A 16,096-nucleotide genomic window follows, 5' to 3' on the forward strand; every position below is an offset into this window, starting at 1 on the left:
TTATTGATAAATCTTGAATGTGTTAGAAAGGTTCAAATATTGGCGCCGCCATCGATCAGCAGGCTCGCCCCCGTGATGGTGCGTGCCGCATCGCTGGCCAGATACACTGCCATGGCGGCAATTTCTTCGGGATGGTTGTAATGGGAAATGGCGCGCAGCGTGCGCTGCTCATCGGCATGAGGACCGTTGGCAGGATTCATATCAGTGTCGGTCGAACCCGGCTGTATGATATTGACCGTAATACCTCGCGGCCCCAGGTCGCGTGCAGCGCCCTTGGTCAGGCCCCATACTGCCGCTTTACTCATGGCATACAGCGACATGCCCGGACTGGGAACCCGCTCGGCCAGATTGCTGCCAATATTGATGATGCGCCCGCCATTGGGCAGCACCTGCGCGGCGCGCTGGATCGCGGCAAACACCGCACGCGCATTAACGCCCATTTGCTGCTCGTAATCGTCCAGTGTGAACTCTCCAGTCGGCTTCAGTTCAAAAATACCCGCGTTGTTCACCAGAATATCCAGTTGTCCGAACTGCTCTACGGTCGTTGAAACCGCGGTTTGTACTGCGACCGGGTCCAGGCTGTCGACTTGCAGCGCCAGCGCCGCAAGGCCTGGATTCTTTCCGTTCCCGGATGCCGCGGCGCGATGCAATTCTTCGATTTCCGAAACAAGCGCTTGCGCCGACTCAGCTGATTTTGAATAGGTGAAGGCGACACGTGCACCTTCTTGCGCCAGTTGGCGAACAATAGCCGCACCAATTCCCCGCGACCCGCCGGTGACCAGCGCTGTTTTTCCGATAAGTTGTGACATGATGAATTCCTTTTTTGAGTGATCGTTATATAATGCTAAACTAGCGTTTCAGAGATCGTCAAATACATTTTTGTATCAATCGTTATAAATTGGAGTTTATGGTGTCCAGAGGTCGTCCCCGCTCCTTTGACCGAGACGCGGTTTTGCGCGCCGCCATGGGTTTGTTCCAGGTACATGGCTATGAAGGCACATCCATGGCGGACCTGACTGCGGCCATGGGAATTCCCGCGCCAAGTCTTTACAACGCGTTTGGAAGCAAGGAGGGATTATTCAAGGAAGCCGTGGAATATTACGTCGCTCATGATGGCGACGCGACCACCCGCGCGCTGCGCGAACAGCCCACGGCACGCAGCGCGATTGAAACCATGCTGCGCAGTGCACTGGGCACAACGCCTGCTGGGTCGGAGAATCCGGGGTGTCTGGTGGTGCTGGGTGCCACCAATTGTGCCGAGGAGAATCGCAATGTGAGCGATTTCCTGAAGAGTCGCCGCCTGGGGAATTATGAAGCGATTCACCAGCGTATTTTGAAGGGGCAGGCAGAAAAAGAAATATCAAAAAAAACAGACACTGCTGCACTTGCCAGCTTTTATACCACAGTCATGAACGGTCTGGCAATACAAATACGCGATGGCGTGCCTCACGCTGCGCTTGAAAAAGTCGTGGAAACGGCCATGGCGGCATGGCCTGGCAAGTCGACCTGAAATCGTAATTCAGAGATTGCCACAGCGACCTGATGCAAACAGGCGTGTTCGCTCAAACTATTGCTTAATGCCCGGCTCGAACGCCAGCCCGTCCAGATTCAAGTCGTCCTCGTCCAGCGCCCGCTCCGGCAGACGGATGGCTCCGTTTACCAGAGCCAGCGGCAGCCTCAATGGGCTGCCTCGCAGACCAAGATAAAAGGTTTGTTCTGCGGGAAAAGCATTGAGTCCGTCAGAACAGCTTGCGGCCCATTGCAGATTGATCAGTGTGCCAAGTGCGCTTTCGGCATAAATGCCAACTGTAATCTTCGCGCCAAATTGAGCCGCGCGCTCGCGGATGCGTTGCGCTTCACCCATACCGATACGCCCGGGCTTGGTACTGAGTGCCCTGGCGCCGGCTTGCAGAAATTGTTCGGCATCATATTGCGTCGTGCAGGCGCGGTCAATCAGAATCGGCAATGGCGACTGTCGTTGCAAGGATTCAAACAACGATATGGATTCCAGCGGACACGGGTCTTCCGCGTATTCAACATTGCAATTGGCCAGCAGTTCCAGATAGGCCGGCGCCTCGTTCGATGAGTAATGGCTATTGGCGTCAACCACGTAACGGCAATGAGCAGGCAACGCATCGCGTAGCGCACGAAGCACCACGCGATCTGTATCAAAACCCTGCCCGCCCTTGACCTTGAAATTACAAATGCCATAGCGTGAATGTTGCGCCTGGGCATCTTGCACCATGCGCGCCGGAGACTGCCGCGTCAGGGTCCATGCAACCGCGATGTCGGCACGACCGTTTTCAAAGCGCCATAAGGGTTTCTGGTGTGCTGCTGCACGCAACAGCCAGGCGGCGCTTTCGATCATTCCCTTGCCCAGGCGGTTCTCAGGGATGGGTGCCAGCGCCTGGTGCACCGCTTCGGCGTCCATCAGATCAATACCGTCCAATTGCGGCATTAGTACATCACGAAAGGCCGCCTGCAGCATGGCAGGCGACACCCCCGACCAGGTGGCCTTGAGTGTCCCTTCTGCGTAGCCACATTGACCCTGCTCATTGCATAACGTCAGCAGCGCATAAACGCCTTCGTCCTCGACTGCGTTGGCCCAATGGATCGTATTGAAATACGGAATCCGATAGAAACGCAGCGACCATTGCGCAAGTTTCATCAGTTGGCCTGAATGTGGGCGGCCTTGACGAGTTTGCCCCAAGTTTGCATTTCCCGCTCAACATGGGTTTTGAACTCATCCCCTGTTGTGCCCAGCATTTCTACGCCGTCAGAGGTAAACGTCTCGCTGAACGACTTGTCGCGAATAATTTTGTTGATTGCGGCGTTGAGTTTCTGGACAATCGGCTTTGGCGTGCCTGCCGGTGCCACATAACCCCACCAACCCTGCGCGTCATAACCGGGTACCGTCTCCTGAATGGTAGGCACATCGGGCAGTGAGGACATGCGTTTCCTGCCTGTCGTAGCAAGTGCCTTGACGCGCCCCGGTTTCAAATATGCCAAGGTGCCCGGATACGTACCGAACGTCACATTCACCTGCCCACTGGCCACATCGTTCAAACCCTGGGCCAGTCCTTTGTACGGAATATGCATGACATTGATACCGGCCAGATCTTTCAGCATTTCGCCCATCAAGTGCGCCGAACTGCCATTACCAGTAGACGCGAACGAATAGTGGCCCGGTTCTTTTTTTGCAAGTGCAATGAATTCTGCCACGTTATTGGCCGGCAATTTTGAATTGGCGATCATGACGTACGACGAGGTAGCGGCCAGCGTAATGAACTCGAAGCTCTTGATTGGATCAAACGGCAATTTGCTGACCAGTGACGGCAGAATCGAATGCGCCGCAGCAGCCTGCAGCAAGGTGTAGCCATCAGGGGCCGCTCTGGCGACATACTCTGTCCCGATCGCTGTGCCTGCGCCGGGCTTGTTTTCCACGATGACCGTCTGCTTGAGCTCCTCGCCAAGATGTTGCGCCATGCGTCGGGCCAGAATGTCATTAATCGCGCCGGGTGTGTACGGCACAATGATGCGAATGGGGCGATTTGGATAAGTGTCGGCTGTTTGGGCATGGGCGGAAAAAACCGCAGCAATGGCCAGGACGATCACCGCGGGCAGGCGGATCCCTTTCATATTTTGTCTCCTCATCAGAGGTTTTTGCCTTCATAAAAGTCGGCTTATTTGGTTGAAAAAAGCAACTACACTATTCTCAATAGACAAAATATATAGTTGCTAATTTCAACTATAATTCAGATGGTTGAAATTTTCAACTAATTTTTTAACATGCCTGATCACACCATAAGATCATGTCCGAAAAAGCTTTTAAACAGGAATTTCACCGCCCATCTGGCCGATTCGCGCAAACGGATCGCTTTAATCGCCCGACACCAGGTTGCTGCACGGCGCTGCGCCTTCCGGCAGTTGTCGTACACGCCCCAGAAACGACCATTGGTGACGCGCTACCTCGCTACCCTGCGCGAGTGCTCGACCGATCCACTGCCCGGCTTCGCATCGGTCTGCCGGGATGGCATCGCCATAGAGCGTCGGCCCCACCAGAAGCGCCATACCGAGCATTTCCTGTGCTCCCAGGTGACCCGCCTCACCGGCTGAACGCAAAAGCGTGAGCATCTGGTCATAATCGCCTGTCGTCTGAGCCTCAAGGGCCAGTTGAAATGTCTGACCTGCCGAAATCTTTCCATCGGCAAGCGCAGGTGTCGACAAGCCATATCCTGCCAGCATCACCAGTGTAAAAGTCAAATATTTATACGGTGCAGAAAGAAAATTGCCGCACTTGCCTGTTGAAGATGTGAACGCCATGATGGCCTCCCGTTCGTGTGTACGCAAGTCATTCTGGCGCACGAACGCATCCATGAAAAGATGGATTATCCGTAACAGGGTTCAGGCAAAACCTAAGACTGGAATGACAGAGCCCACCAATTCTCCCTCACACCAGATTCGTCGGCTCACCCGCAAAAAAGTGATTGATATTGTCGAAGGCGGTGCCAAAGTAGTTCTCATAATTATCACGTTCCACATAACCAAGATGCGGCGTACATAATACATTTGGCATATCACGCAAGGGAGACGCCGTGGCGGGTTCCTCTTCATACACGTCGACGGCTGCAAAGCCGGGTGCCCCACTGGTCAACGCCTCCTGCAAAGCGCCCCCTTCAATCAATTCAGCCCGGCTTGTATTGACGATCAGTGCACGGGGTCCCATCCTGGCCAGATCACTACGTTTGACAATGCCTTGAGTCTCGTCATTCAGACGAATATGCAAAGACACGATATCGCTTTCTGCAAAAAAAGCTTCGCGCGACGGGGCCACTTCGAATCCGTCTGATCGCGCTCTTTCAGTCGACTCCGCCCTGCCCAACACCCACACCTGCATGCCGAATGCGCGGCCATAGCGAGCAACCTGCTCACCGATGCGGCCATAGCTCCATACGCCGAGTCGATGGCCCTGCAGTTTTTGGCCAAGGCTGCCTTGCCACATACCCTGTTTCAGGCGATTGGCCTCTTGCACAATATGGCGGCGACTGGCCAGAATCAGCCCCCATGTCAGCTCCGCCGTGGCAGTGCCCGATCCCGACCCCTGGGCAACGGCGATACCCTGGCGACGGCAGGCATCCAGATCAATGTGCCCCGCCACCTTGCCGATTTGGCTGATAAGCTTCAAGCGGGGCAATTGCCTGAGCATATCAGCAGTCAGTCTGGTTCTTTCCCTGGTCAGAACGACAGCATCGGCCTCCTGGAAGCGTTTGACCAGCGCATCCGGATCGTTGCAGCTATCGTTATAGATGGTCACTTCATGCGATTGAAGTTTTTCAAAACAGTCCAGATCACGAACGCAATTCTGGTAATCCTCGGGAATGACAATATGCATAATGGGCTCTATTGAATTTTCAGATCAAGTTTCTTGGCAATATTATCCCAGGTTTTCAGATCTTCGCTGATAAGCTGGTTGAATGCCTCCGGGCTGTTTCCACCCGGCTCAATGCCCAATGAACTAAACGTTTCTGCCACTTGTGGATCCGCCAGCGCTTTTTTTACGTGTTCGTTCAGTTTCTGGATGATGGCGGGATCCGTACCGGCGCGGGCCAGCAAGCCATACCAGGGGTGAATTGCAAATCCGGGAAAACCTTGTTCTGCGATGGTCGGCACCTCTGGCAGCAGCTTGGAGCGCTCGGCCGTCGGAACCGCCAGCACTTTGATTTTTTTATCTTTTACCAAAGGCAACGCAACCGTTGTATCCAGGAAAACAGCATGAATCCGTCCTGACAGCAGGTCCTGAATGGCCGGTGCGGCGCCCTTATAGGGGGTATGCTCCAGCGTGATCCCTGCACGGTCTTTGAACATCTCCATCGCCAGGTGTCCGGAAGATCCGTTGCCCGATGATCCGTAGAAATACTTGGACGGGTTCGCTTTGACCAGTTCGATGAACTCGGTCAGATTGTTTGCCGGCAATTTTTCATTGACCACCAACAGATGGGAAATATATCCAACGACGGAGACGCCGGTAAAGTCTTTTGTCATGTCAAAAGGGAAATCCGAACGCAGCGCGGGCGTGGTCACGGCCTGAATGGACGGAAACGCCAGGGTATAACCGTCCGCGGGCGCATTATGCACTTCGCTCAACGCAATCACCCCGGTACCACCCGGTTTGTTGATCACAACGACCGTCTGCCCAAGACTCTCGCTCATTGGCCGGGAAATCGCCCGGGCCATCAGGTCTGTCGGGCCACCTGGAGCGAAGGGGACGACAATTTTGATCGGTTTCTTGGGATAACCGGCAGCGTCTGGGGTTGCTGCGAATACGCCTGATGTGAATGGCAGCGCGGCCATTGCAGTCACCCCATACGCCAGGATTGCTCTTCTTCTCTTGTTAACGTGCGTCATAATGGTCTCTCCTTGTTGTTGTCATCTTGTCATTGCAAGAGAATTCTACTCGCCAACTATTGAGCAATCACGACCGCAATTCCACTGGATGGAATGAGAGCAAACGAATAACACGTACGCTAAGCTACCTCTACTTCAACTCAAACCCCAAATTATTCAGCGCTTCAACCAGCCTGTCACGGCCCGCCAGTGATTCCGGCCCGCGTAACCGGTTCAACGAATGCAGATCCCAGGGCCCACTGTTTTTCATTGCCTGCATTGTATAGAAGTCGCTCATTGTTGCGTTATAGTTCTGCGCGGCGGCCTCAAGTGCAGACGCGTCATACACTTCCCTGTGCAAAACGGCCGACTGCGACAAACGAGGCTTGACCACAGCCGGTTTCAGCGGATCCGGATAGCCGACACACATTCCAAAAGTGGCAAAGGCATATTCCGGCAGTCCCAGTTCTTTGGCGACTTGCTCCGGTTGGTTACGCATGCCTCCAATATAAACAACACCCAGTCCCATCGATTCGGCAGCCACCGCTGCATTCTGTGCCGCAAGTGCCGAGTCGATGGTCGCGACCAAAAAGGCCTCCAGATAGGTCAGGCCTGCATGCGCCACACCATGTTTGACACCCAGGGTCTTCAGTCGTGACAGATCCGCTACCCATACCAGAAACAGTGGGCAGCGCCGGATATGCTCCTGGTTACCCGCCATTTGCGATAAACGCTCCTTGCGAGCCGGATCCTGAACAGCTACCACGCTCCAGGTCTGGAGATTGGATGACGTCGACGCAGACTGCGCTGCGGCAACCAGCAATTCAAGCGTATCGGGCTTGAGCGCTTCATCAGAATAGGCCCGTACCGACCGATGATTGAGCATGGTCTCAATGGTCGCATTTAACTCTTCCGGGACGATCGGCGCGTGCTGATAACGTGCCTGCAACAAATCTTGCGGTGCGTTGGAACGCGGGGCTTGGGTCAACGGCTCTGTATTCATTGGTTATTCAACTCCGGATCGGGCAAAAAAAGCGTCATGGCCAGGAAGTCTTCCTTTGACATTTGACAAGACACGTCATTCTAAATGATATCGCTCACGCATTCGCTGTCTTGATCACAATCGTAATCACTACAGCGGCACGGCGTATTCCGCGATCTATCGGATAGCAAAAATTTCAGCGTTGCAAATCAACCGCCTGTGACCGCAGCTGCGCATCATTGCGCAAGACCGCTTTGGCAATTTTATGCGTGGGCGTCAGAGGCAATGATTCAAGCAAGACAATATACCGCGGCAATTTGGCAGCAGCCAACCGCTCTGTGCACCAGGCAGCCACGTCTGATTCAGTCAGCTCTGACGCGGGCCTGGCAACGACCGCCACAAATATGTCGTCCTCTCCCAGCTCCGAAGGCACCGCCAGGGCGGCAACCTGAAAAACGTTGGGATGTTCGGCAATCACCATTTCTATTTCTGCTGCAGCAATGTTTTCGCCACGCCGCCGAATAATGTCTTTTTTGCGTGATATATGGAAATAAAACCCGTCAGCATCGCGACGCACCAGGTCCCCGGTCTTGAACCAGCCCGCTTCAAATGCCTGTTCCGTCTGCTCCGGGTCCCGAAAATATCCCTGCATCACAATGGGCGACTTGATCCAAAGCTCGCCTGTCTGGCCGGCTTCAACATCGTTGCCGTCATCGTCGACGATCCTGCACTGTGCCCATGGCCGGCCCGGATCGGGATGAATACCGATGATTCCCATACTGCCTGCCTTATCGGGCCCGTCGTAGGGATTGCACGTGACACCTGGTACCTCGGTCATGCCAAATCCTGAAAACAGCCGTGATATGCCAAATTCATTCCTGAATATCGTGGCCGCCTTCTTGCGTACGCCATACGCGATGCGAAGACAGTGATCGGCACGATATTCGGTACGATCCCGCACGCACAGGATAGATCCGATCGCTTCGATGATGTTGACAATAGTGGCCCGCCTGGTCGCCGCAACGTCCCAGAAACGCGAGGCTGAGAAACGCGGTTCGATAATCATGCTCGCCCCGGCAGCCAGCACGCCGCCCAGGGAATAGAATAAGGCGTTGATGTGAAAGAACGGCAGGATAATCATCACCCGGTCTTCGGCTTGCATGTGCAAGCGCGCGACGTTGGCCTCCCCGGCAAGCAACAGGTTCTCCTGACTGTGCATGACGCCCTTTGGAAATCCTGTCGTTCCCGAGGTGTAGATAATCACGCCTGTATCGCTGGCGCTCACTGTATCCGTGATGATAGCGGCTGGCACGTCCTCGATGGCTTGCATGACCGAATCCTGGGAAAAAGCATCGGACTGCCCCCAGCACAATGTCCATGGCCTGCGAGTGAAATCCTGTGTTGCCTCTTCAACGAGACTCAGCAAGTCGATATGCGCGATGACGCCTTTCACGTCCGCGTGGCCCAAAGCGTAATTCAGTTCACGAACACGATGCTCAGGGTTCACTGGCACCATGATTGCCCCCAATCGTGCCAAAGCGAACAGGGCGAGTAAATGAACGAGATCATTTGGTCCCATAACGGCGACCCTGTCCCCGTGACCAATGCCACGCGCCGACAAAGCATTTGCAAACCGCTCATACCGCGCGCCAAATTCCCGCCAGGTCAGTGATTCCTGGGCGAGGACGAGAAAAACATCATCTTGCCTGACCTCGCAGCGGCTCTGAAACGCATCATGCAGTGTTCCATTATGAGGGCGATATTGGCGCAACACATCAATCGGACTTTTCATTGACGCGAACCTTGTAATAGGTGATGATGCTGAGTTTACTTTAAATACACATTAGTGCACAATAGTATACACATGGATTCGGAAAGTATGGGCACATAACAACTAACAGCAGCATCTACCATCCAATGGAGAGAGACAATGAAAAACCTGATTCGAGCTGTCGTTTTCGGGACAGCCTTGGCCGCCACTTCCGCCTTCGCGGCGCCTGCTGACTCCTATCCCAATAAACCCATTCGAATTATCGTTCCGTTTGCCGCGGGCGGCGGAGGCGATTTTATCGTCCGGGCCTGGTCCGATAAGTTCGCAGCCGAGGTCGGACAACCCGTCATTGTGGATAATCGCGGCGGGGGCAACACGGTCATCGGAACAGAAGCCGTTTCCACCGCAGCGCCAGACGGCTACACCCTGCTCATTGTCAGTCCGAGTTTTGCTACCAATCCGACACTTTTGCCAAAGCTGCCGTATAAAACGCCCGACGACTTCACACCAGTAGGGCTGGTTATTACATATGCGATGGGACTGGCCGCACGCTCGTCACTCGATGCCAATAACATACAAGAACTGTTATCTTTAGCCAAAAAGACCCCAACCCGGTTCACCATTGCGACCTCTGGAAAGGGCTCGGCCAGTCATTTGGCAGCAGAGCTGTTGCGGGATGCAACCGGTTTGAACCTGCTGAATGTGCCCTATCGCGGAGCGGGTCCGGCTCTTCTGGATGTCGCCAGCGGACATGTCGATATGTCGTTCACGGGCCTGTCACAAATCAAGGCACAACTCGATACCAAACGCGTCAAACTGCTCGGTACTTCAGGCAAGCAGAGGCTGAAGTCGGCACCCGACACACCGACTATTGCCGAACAGGGAATAAAAAACTTCGAGGCGCTGGTCTGGTGGGGAATACTGGCGCCGGCGGGCACGCCACCCGACATCGTGCAAAAAATCAATCATGCGTTAAAAGAAAGCCTGGCGGATCCCGAAGTCACACAGCGCCTTGCCGTCATTGATGGCGAAGTACAGGTGTCGACACCGGAAGCATTCGGCGAACTGATTAAAAGCGAGATTGTTCGCTGGAGAGGCCTGCTTGCTGACGACGCAACAACGACCAGCCAGTAAAACATCACGTCTTTGCTTTTGCCGCGCAAGCGGCAATATGTTTCATTCGAATACGATAGACGCATTGCGGCACCGGGACACACCAACAGGCGCAAAGCATACCGGAGTGGCCTGTTATACTGGATCGGTTTATTTCATATCAGATCCTTAATAGATCGCTCCACTTCGATTGATTCCAAATACCACCGCTCATTCCCTGCCGCCTGTGCTGGCCGGTCCTATCCTGCGCCGTCTGGAGCCGACCCGTCTGGTTCTATGGCTGGTCGGCAGCGCCCCACTGGATCTGACGCTCCTGCTCGCGCCCGCCGGCGAAGCATCGCGAAGAATGCCGCTTGATGCGACACGTTGTCGCCGTGTTCCTGTCGGTCGCCATGCCTGTTTGCATATGATCGATATAACGCTGACCGAGCCGCTTCCACAAGACACGGTGATTGGTTATGACCTGATCGCCACACTTGATGATGGTACCGAATCGAATATTGCACAGTGGGCACCTCACCTATTGCATGCAGGAACAGACCGACCCAGCATGGTATTGCGAAGTCGCGCCGATAATATTTTGTTCGGCTCGTGCCGCAAGCCGCATCACCCTTCGCTTGATGGATTGGCGCGGGCTGACGCCCTCCTGGCAGATCACATAGCAGATGCCGACATGCGGCCCGCCATGCTGATGCTGTGCGGCGATCAAGTCTACGCAGACGATGTGGCCGGCCCCATGCTGGCCGCAATCCATGCCCTGATTGAACGCCTCGGCCTTTACGGCGAACATCTGGAAGGCGCTGTGGTTGCAGACAGTCAGGCGCTGTACGCCCATTCTGCAAGCTATTATCACCGTGAAGAATTGCTGCCGGCATTCAAATCCAACGAAGCACTGCGCGAGCGTTTCTTTGGCGGCGTGGAAAAACCGATATTCACAACATCCAGTGCGCATAATCATCTGGTGACGCTGGCCGAAGTGATGGCAATGTATCTGCTGGTCTGGTCGCCGGTCCCCTGGCAGCTCATTTCCGAGCCCTTCATGCCGGCACTCGATGCCGATCACGTCCGTCAATGGAATCGCGAAAAGGAAAGCCTGGATGGGTTTTGTCGTGATTTACCCCAGGCAGCACGGCAGCTCGCGCATGTGCAAACGCTCATGATTTTTGATGATCACGATATTACCGACGACTGGAATTTGTCCGCCAAATGGGCGAGTACCGCGTATGAGCATCCGTTTTCCAGACGCATCGTAGGCAACGCATTGATCGCTTACATGCTTTGCCAGGGATGGGGAAACCGGCCCGATGTTTTCAGCGCAGTGCTCGAGGACGTGACTACACTGACAGCGACAACCGACGACGCAGACCGGCTCCAGGCGCAAGCACAGGATACGCTGATCAGCAAGCTGCTGTCTTTCAGTCAATGGGATTACGTGTTGCGAACGCAGCCGACTGTGATTGTTCTGGACACTCGTACACGTCGCTGGCGCAACCGACGCTTGCCCAATCGACCCTCAGGGCTGATGGATTGGGAATCGCTGACCGACTTGCAGCATGAATTGCTTGATGAAACGGCTGCCGTGATTGTCTCACCAACTCCCATGTTTGGCGTCAAATTGATTGAGGTGGTACAACGGATATGCACCTACACCGGTCATGCCCTGACGGTGGACGCAGAAAACTGGATGGCGCACCGCGGGGCGGCCAGCGTCATGCTCAATATTTTTCTACATTCCCGCACGCCCGGCAACTATGTTGTGCTGTCGGGCGACGTACATTATTCATTCGCTTACGATGTGCAAGTGCGCGACCAGGATCGCACGCCACATATCTGGCAAATCACCAGCAGCGGTATCAAAAATGAATTCCCGCCACGGCTGCTCGATTGGCTGGACCGCCTGAACCGCTGGCTTTACGCCCCGCGCTCTCCGTTGAACTGGTTCACACAGCGTCGGCACTTGCAAATCCACCCGCGATTGCCCGAACACCGCCGCAGCGGCGAACGCTTATGGAACAGTGCCGGCATCGGTCAGGTATGGCTCGACGCACAAGGCCGCCCGGCCCGCGTCGTGCAACACAATGCAGATGGTCGACCGTCTACCCGGTTTCTTGCGCCCGATCATGGCGCATCCGACGCGGTAGCCGAACAAACAAAGGCCGGCGACCAGGGACGGTAGTCAATCGAGCTGTAAATTCAGGCCTTTGAGCACTTTGCCCCACTTTTCAGACTCCTCTTCTACAAAGGATGCCAATTGCTCAGGCGTACTGACCGCGGGCTCGGCTCCCATTGCCATCAGGCGGGCGCGAATGTCTTCTTGCTTCAGAATATCCGAGATTTTTTCGTTCAATAATTGAACAATGCCCGTTGGGGTGCCGGCCGGTGCAAAGAAGCCGTACCATGCACTGGCTGCGTATCCCGGCACACCTGACTCTGCGATCGTGGGCACATCAGGCAGCGCCTGGGAACGTTTGGGATTGGCCACCGCAATCGCCCGAAGCTTTCCTTCTTTCACATACGGCAGCGCCGTCGCCATATCAAACGTCAACCCGATGCGTCCGGCCAGCAAGTCCGGGATTGCAGGCGCCAGCCCCTTATATGGCACATGTTGTATATCAATGCCGGCCATGGATTTGAGCAGCTCGCCTGCCAGATGCTGGGAAGCGCCCATACCCCCGGAACCGTAACTCAGTTGCCCCGGATGCTGTTTGGCGTATTCAATAAGCTCCCCGGTCGAATGGATCGGCAGCGATGGATTCATGACAAGCAGCAATGTCCCCGTGGCCGCAAGGGTAATGGGTGCAAAATCCTTTTTGGGATCGTACGGCATATGCTTGTAGATAAACGGGTTGCTGGCGTTGGTACCGATAGAGCCCATCAGCAAGGTGTATCCGTCAGGCTTACTGCGCGCCACTTCGGTGGCACCAATGTTGCCGCCGGCACCGGTCTTATTTTCAACAATCACTTTCCAGCCAGCGTCTTTTGACAGGCGCTCCGCGACCAGCCGCGCCACGATATCGGTCAAGCCTCCGGCACCAAATGGCACGACGATCTTTATCGGACGTGTCGGATAGTCCGCTGCGAACGACGACTGGGCTCCGGCAATGACACCTGAAATACCAATGAGCAAAAATGCAACGAACCGGAATATCCGCTGCAATGCAGTTATTTTGAACTGTGATTCCTTCATGATCTGACTCCGTCTTTAATTGTTATGAGATCTGCAAATTTAAATCTGTGTTTAACCCGGAAGAAGCTCACACAGGCAAAGCTATCGTCTTTTGTCAGGACGCGTTAGTGTGTACCGTCAAGAATCGCGCCATCGCCTGCCAGCGCCTGGCGCAACTGCTCTATATCCACGGACCGAAAATCCGGCTTTGCCGCCTGCCCTTTATCCGCCAGTACAAGTGAGGCGGCGGTGGCTACGGCCTGGCCCATTGCCATACAAGGTCCCATAACGCGCACCGAACCATGCGCAGGACGATCCGCAGACAGGCAGCGACCTGCAACAGCCAGGTTTTCCAGTCCTTTGGGCAACAGACAGCCTATCGGGATGTCGTAAGAACCGCCTCCTTCAACCGGAATACGCAATTGACCAATGCCGTCCTGATGAATGTCCACATGATGGCTGCCCTTTCCGATTCCATCTTTTCTTTTTCGGGCCGATAGCACATCTTCCTGAGTGAGCATCTCATCGCAGGCAATGCGCCGCGTCTCTCTTATGCCAATACGCTGGGCCAAACCCGACAAAACCGCGTGCTCGAAACCAGGTACCCGACTGCGCATGAAATTCGTGCAAGTTTCGATTTGCTTGCTTAATGGTTCCAGCACGGCGCTCAACTCGCCCGTACGAGTAGCGTCAACATTGGCCACCCGTGTCGTGTTCAGGCATACCTCGCGTTTTTGCGTTGAGGTCGGCTGGATCATGATGAGCGCAGTTGGGTACATTTCTCCTGCTTCTATTGCATTTGCCATAAGCGGGCCGTCTCCTTTCAGAAAAACAGTAGGATGCCCCTGTTTGCAAACTTCCTTAACAATTTCCTGATCGGTTCGTCCTCCCCGGATCGCATCGCTTTCCCCCAGTGCAAAGTGCTCCGGCTCATGCGACAGAAAATCGAGCAGGCGATCGGTGTCTACATTTGCAAGACGAAACATCAGGGATAAGGGTTGATACTGGCCCTGATCACCACTGAGATATGAAGCGCCGGCCATGGCTGCAATATCACCATCTCCCGAAGCATCGATAAACAGAGATGCAATCACTCGCGTACGCCCCTGTTTGTTCAGAATATGCACGGACTGCACATGGCCGTCGGCATGCTCAACATCGTAGGCAAACGTATGAAGCAATAATCGCACACCATGGCGCCCAAGGAGATTTGCGACAGCCAGCTTCATGATTTCCGGATCATAGCAAACGTAATGGATCAGACGCCAATCGTTCAGCGGACCAATATAGCCTTCCAGTCGCTGACACTCCTGCAGCAGTTCTGTAATAAAGCCACCCACAACCCATTCGCCCAGGCCATTGAGTGCGCCGTCGATCGCCATACCGGTCAGCAACTCGCCCCCTGGCATGGCGCCGGATTCAACCAAAGTCACATTCAATCCTTTACGGGCGGCAGTCACTGCCGCGGCCACTCCTGCAGCGCCCGCGCCAACCACAAGCACATCTGTTTCCAGCGTTTGTATTTCATCGGTTCTCATCACATGTCCCGTTGTTCATATAGTGAAAATTTATTTATACATATTTATTTTGATGAGATTGATTATGTATTCATACGCGTCAAATAAGAATACTATTCCAATTACAATGTCCATATAATGAACAAATGAATGAAGGCACCCAGGTAATACAGCGTGTATTCGCTCTGATCAGGGCCATTTCGACTCGCCCCCATTCGGGCTGGCGCCTGTCGGAACTGGCCTCTTATTGCGAGCTGAACCATTCCACCGCCCATCGGTTATTGAACGGGCTCATACGTGAAGGAATGGTGATGCAGGACGCCAGCACACGCCGCTATCGACTGGGACGAATGGTATTTGAATTGGGGCTGGCGGTGCGAGAAGAATTTGATTGGGAAGCGCTGTGCACCCCCATTCTTCAACGCGTGGCAGAAGTAACCGGAGACACCGCCTTTTTCAATTTGCGCAGCGGACACGAGTCTATTTGTATCGCCCGATGCGAAGGTGGTTATCCGCTCAAGGCCCTTACCGTTGAAGTCGGTGGAAGGCGCCCCTTATGTGTTTCGGCAGGAGGCGCAGCCATGCTGGCTCATATGCCGCAGTCGGAAGTCGACAAAGTCATGCATGCCAGTGCACCGTATCTGAAACGATTCGATGCAGACCGACTGCAGGCCATCGAGCGCCTTTTGGCAGAGTCTCGCAAACTCGGCTATGGCTATAACAGCGAATTGATTATTCCTTCTGTCTGCGCCATCGGTGTCGCGATATGCAATCAGGCCGGTGAACCCATAGCGGCGATCAGCGTCGCCACCATAAAAAGCCGACTGTCGGGATCGCGAAAGCAGGAAGTACTGGACACGCTCAGACGGGAAACCCGACTGGGCGACAGTATTGAAGTTCGATGATGATCGATATCCGATAGCAGGCCATCACCGCTCACATTGACCGACGCATAACTTCCCGGGCACCGTTAGCCCGAAATGCCATGGCACGCCCCGCCTTCGGCCTCATAAACAGCTTCCTATGCCTGCCGCCAGCACCCCATTACCACTTTTGTCCGAAATTCACTATATCTTGCACAATAGACAAAATGCATGCAGATTATATATTTAATATTTAATCTACTATAAACTGCATGCAAATAAATTGCGAAACGATATCAA

The 16,096-nt window shown here is 54.4% G+C and carries 14 protein-coding genes; 4 read left to right on the forward strand and 10 right to left on the reverse strand.

What is annotated here, in order from left to right; all coding sequences use genetic code 11:
* Window positions 1–32: 32 nt before the first annotated feature.
* Window positions 33–809, reverse strand: a complete 777-nt coding sequence (locus W822_RS26515) for an SDR family NAD(P)-dependent oxidoreductase (RefSeq protein WP_024003545.1) — start codon at window positions 807–809, stop codon at window positions 33–35.
* A 98-nt stretch (window positions 810–907) separates the two neighbouring features.
* Between W822_RS26515 and W822_RS26520 the strand changes: the two genes are divergently transcribed.
* On the forward strand, window positions 908–1,510 hold the full coding sequence (locus W822_RS26520; RefSeq protein WP_024003546.1) for a TetR/AcrR family transcriptional regulator: 603 nt from the start codon (window positions 908–910) through the stop codon (window positions 1,508–1,510).
* A gap of 57 nt (window positions 1,511–1,567) precedes the next feature.
* Here the strand turns inward: W822_RS26520 and W822_RS26525 are convergent, their stop codons facing one another.
* The 7 genes from W822_RS26525 to W822_RS26550 all read right to left on the reverse strand — a co-directional run bounded on the left by W822_RS26525 (window position 1,568) and on the right by W822_RS26550 (window position 9,158).
* Window positions 1,568–2,668 carry a mandelate racemase/muconate lactonizing enzyme family protein gene (locus tag W822_RS26525; protein ID WP_024003547.1) on the reverse strand — a complete coding sequence of 367 codons (1,101 nt, stop codon included), beginning with the start codon at window positions 2,666–2,668 and terminating at the stop codon, window positions 1,568–1,570.
* Window positions 2,668–3,639: a tripartite tricarboxylate transporter substrate binding protein gene (locus W822_RS26530; RefSeq protein WP_024003548.1), complete on the reverse strand. Its 972-nt coding sequence runs from the start codon at window positions 3,637–3,639 to the stop codon at window positions 2,668–2,670. Before W822_RS26530 ends, W822_RS26525 begins: the two co-directional genes overlap by 1 nt.
* Before the next feature lie 240 nt (window positions 3,640–3,879).
* Window positions 3,880–4,377, reverse strand: a complete 498-nt coding sequence (locus W822_RS0123135) for an SEL1-like repeat protein (protein ID WP_024003549.1) — start codon at window positions 4,375–4,377, stop codon at window positions 3,880–3,882.
* 73 nt (window positions 4,378–4,450) lie between these two features.
* A complete protein-coding gene (locus tag W822_RS26535) occupies window positions 4,451–5,392 on the reverse strand; it encodes a D-2-hydroxyacid dehydrogenase family protein (RefSeq protein ID WP_024003550.1) in 942 nt (313 codons plus the stop codon).
* An 8-nt stretch (window positions 5,393–5,400) separates the two neighbouring features.
* Entirely contained in the window at window positions 5,401–6,405 is a 1,005-nt protein-coding gene (locus W822_RS26540) for a Bug family tripartite tricarboxylate transporter substrate binding protein (protein ID WP_034279397.1), read from the reverse strand.
* 130 nt (window positions 6,406–6,535) lie between these two features.
* Window positions 6,536–7,387: an NADPH-dependent oxidoreductase gene (locus W822_RS26545; RefSeq protein ID WP_051401580.1), complete on the reverse strand. Its 852-nt coding sequence runs from the start codon at window positions 7,385–7,387 to the stop codon at window positions 6,536–6,538.
* A gap of 175 nt (window positions 7,388–7,562) precedes the next feature.
* Complete coding sequence (locus tag W822_RS26550) at window positions 7,563–9,158, reverse strand: AMP-binding protein (RefSeq protein ID WP_024003553.1); 1,596 nt, start codon at window positions 9,156–9,158, stop codon at window positions 7,563–7,565.
* 138 nt (window positions 9,159–9,296) lie between these two features.
* Between W822_RS26550 and W822_RS26555 the strand changes: the two genes are divergently transcribed.
* Both W822_RS26555 and W822_RS26560 read left to right on the forward strand, forming a co-directional pair.
* Window positions 9,297–10,271 (forward strand): tripartite tricarboxylate transporter substrate binding protein, encoded by a 975-nt coding sequence (locus W822_RS26555; RefSeq protein WP_024003554.1) that lies wholly within the window; start codon window positions 9,297–9,299, stop codon window positions 10,269–10,271.
* A 205-nt stretch (window positions 10,272–10,476) separates the two neighbouring features.
* Window positions 10,477–12,426 carry a metallophosphoesterase family protein gene (locus tag W822_RS26560; protein WP_216593296.1) on the forward strand — a complete coding sequence of 650 codons (1,950 nt, stop codon included), beginning with the start codon at window positions 10,477–10,479 and terminating at the stop codon, window positions 12,424–12,426.
* Here W822_RS26560 and W822_RS26565 read toward each other — a convergent pair whose 3' ends face one another.
* Both W822_RS26565 and W822_RS26570 read right to left on the reverse strand, forming a co-directional pair.
* The gene (locus tag W822_RS26565; protein WP_024003556.1) at window positions 12,427–13,437 is read right to left on the reverse strand and encodes a Bug family tripartite tricarboxylate transporter substrate binding protein; all 1,011 of its coding nucleotides are present in this window, start codon (window positions 13,435–13,437) and stop codon (window positions 12,427–12,429) included.
* A gap of 104 nt (window positions 13,438–13,541) precedes the next feature.
* Window positions 13,542–14,954, reverse strand: coding sequence for an FAD-dependent oxidoreductase (locus W822_RS26570; protein ID WP_024003557.1), 1,413 nt, complete (start codon window positions 14,952–14,954; stop codon window positions 13,542–13,544).
* Between the two features lie 125 nt (window positions 14,955–15,079).
* Between W822_RS26570 and W822_RS26575 the strand changes: the two genes are divergently transcribed.
* Window positions 15,080–15,838, forward strand: a complete 759-nt coding sequence (locus tag W822_RS26575) for an IclR family transcriptional regulator (RefSeq protein ID WP_024003558.1) — start codon at window positions 15,080–15,082, stop codon at window positions 15,836–15,838.
* Window positions 15,839–16,096: the final 258 nt, after the last annotated feature.

The sequence above is a fragment of the Advenella kashmirensis W13003 genome, from assembly GCF_000506985.1.
GTDB lineage: Bacteria > Pseudomonadota > Gammaproteobacteria > Burkholderiales > Burkholderiaceae_B > Advenella > Advenella kashmirensis_A.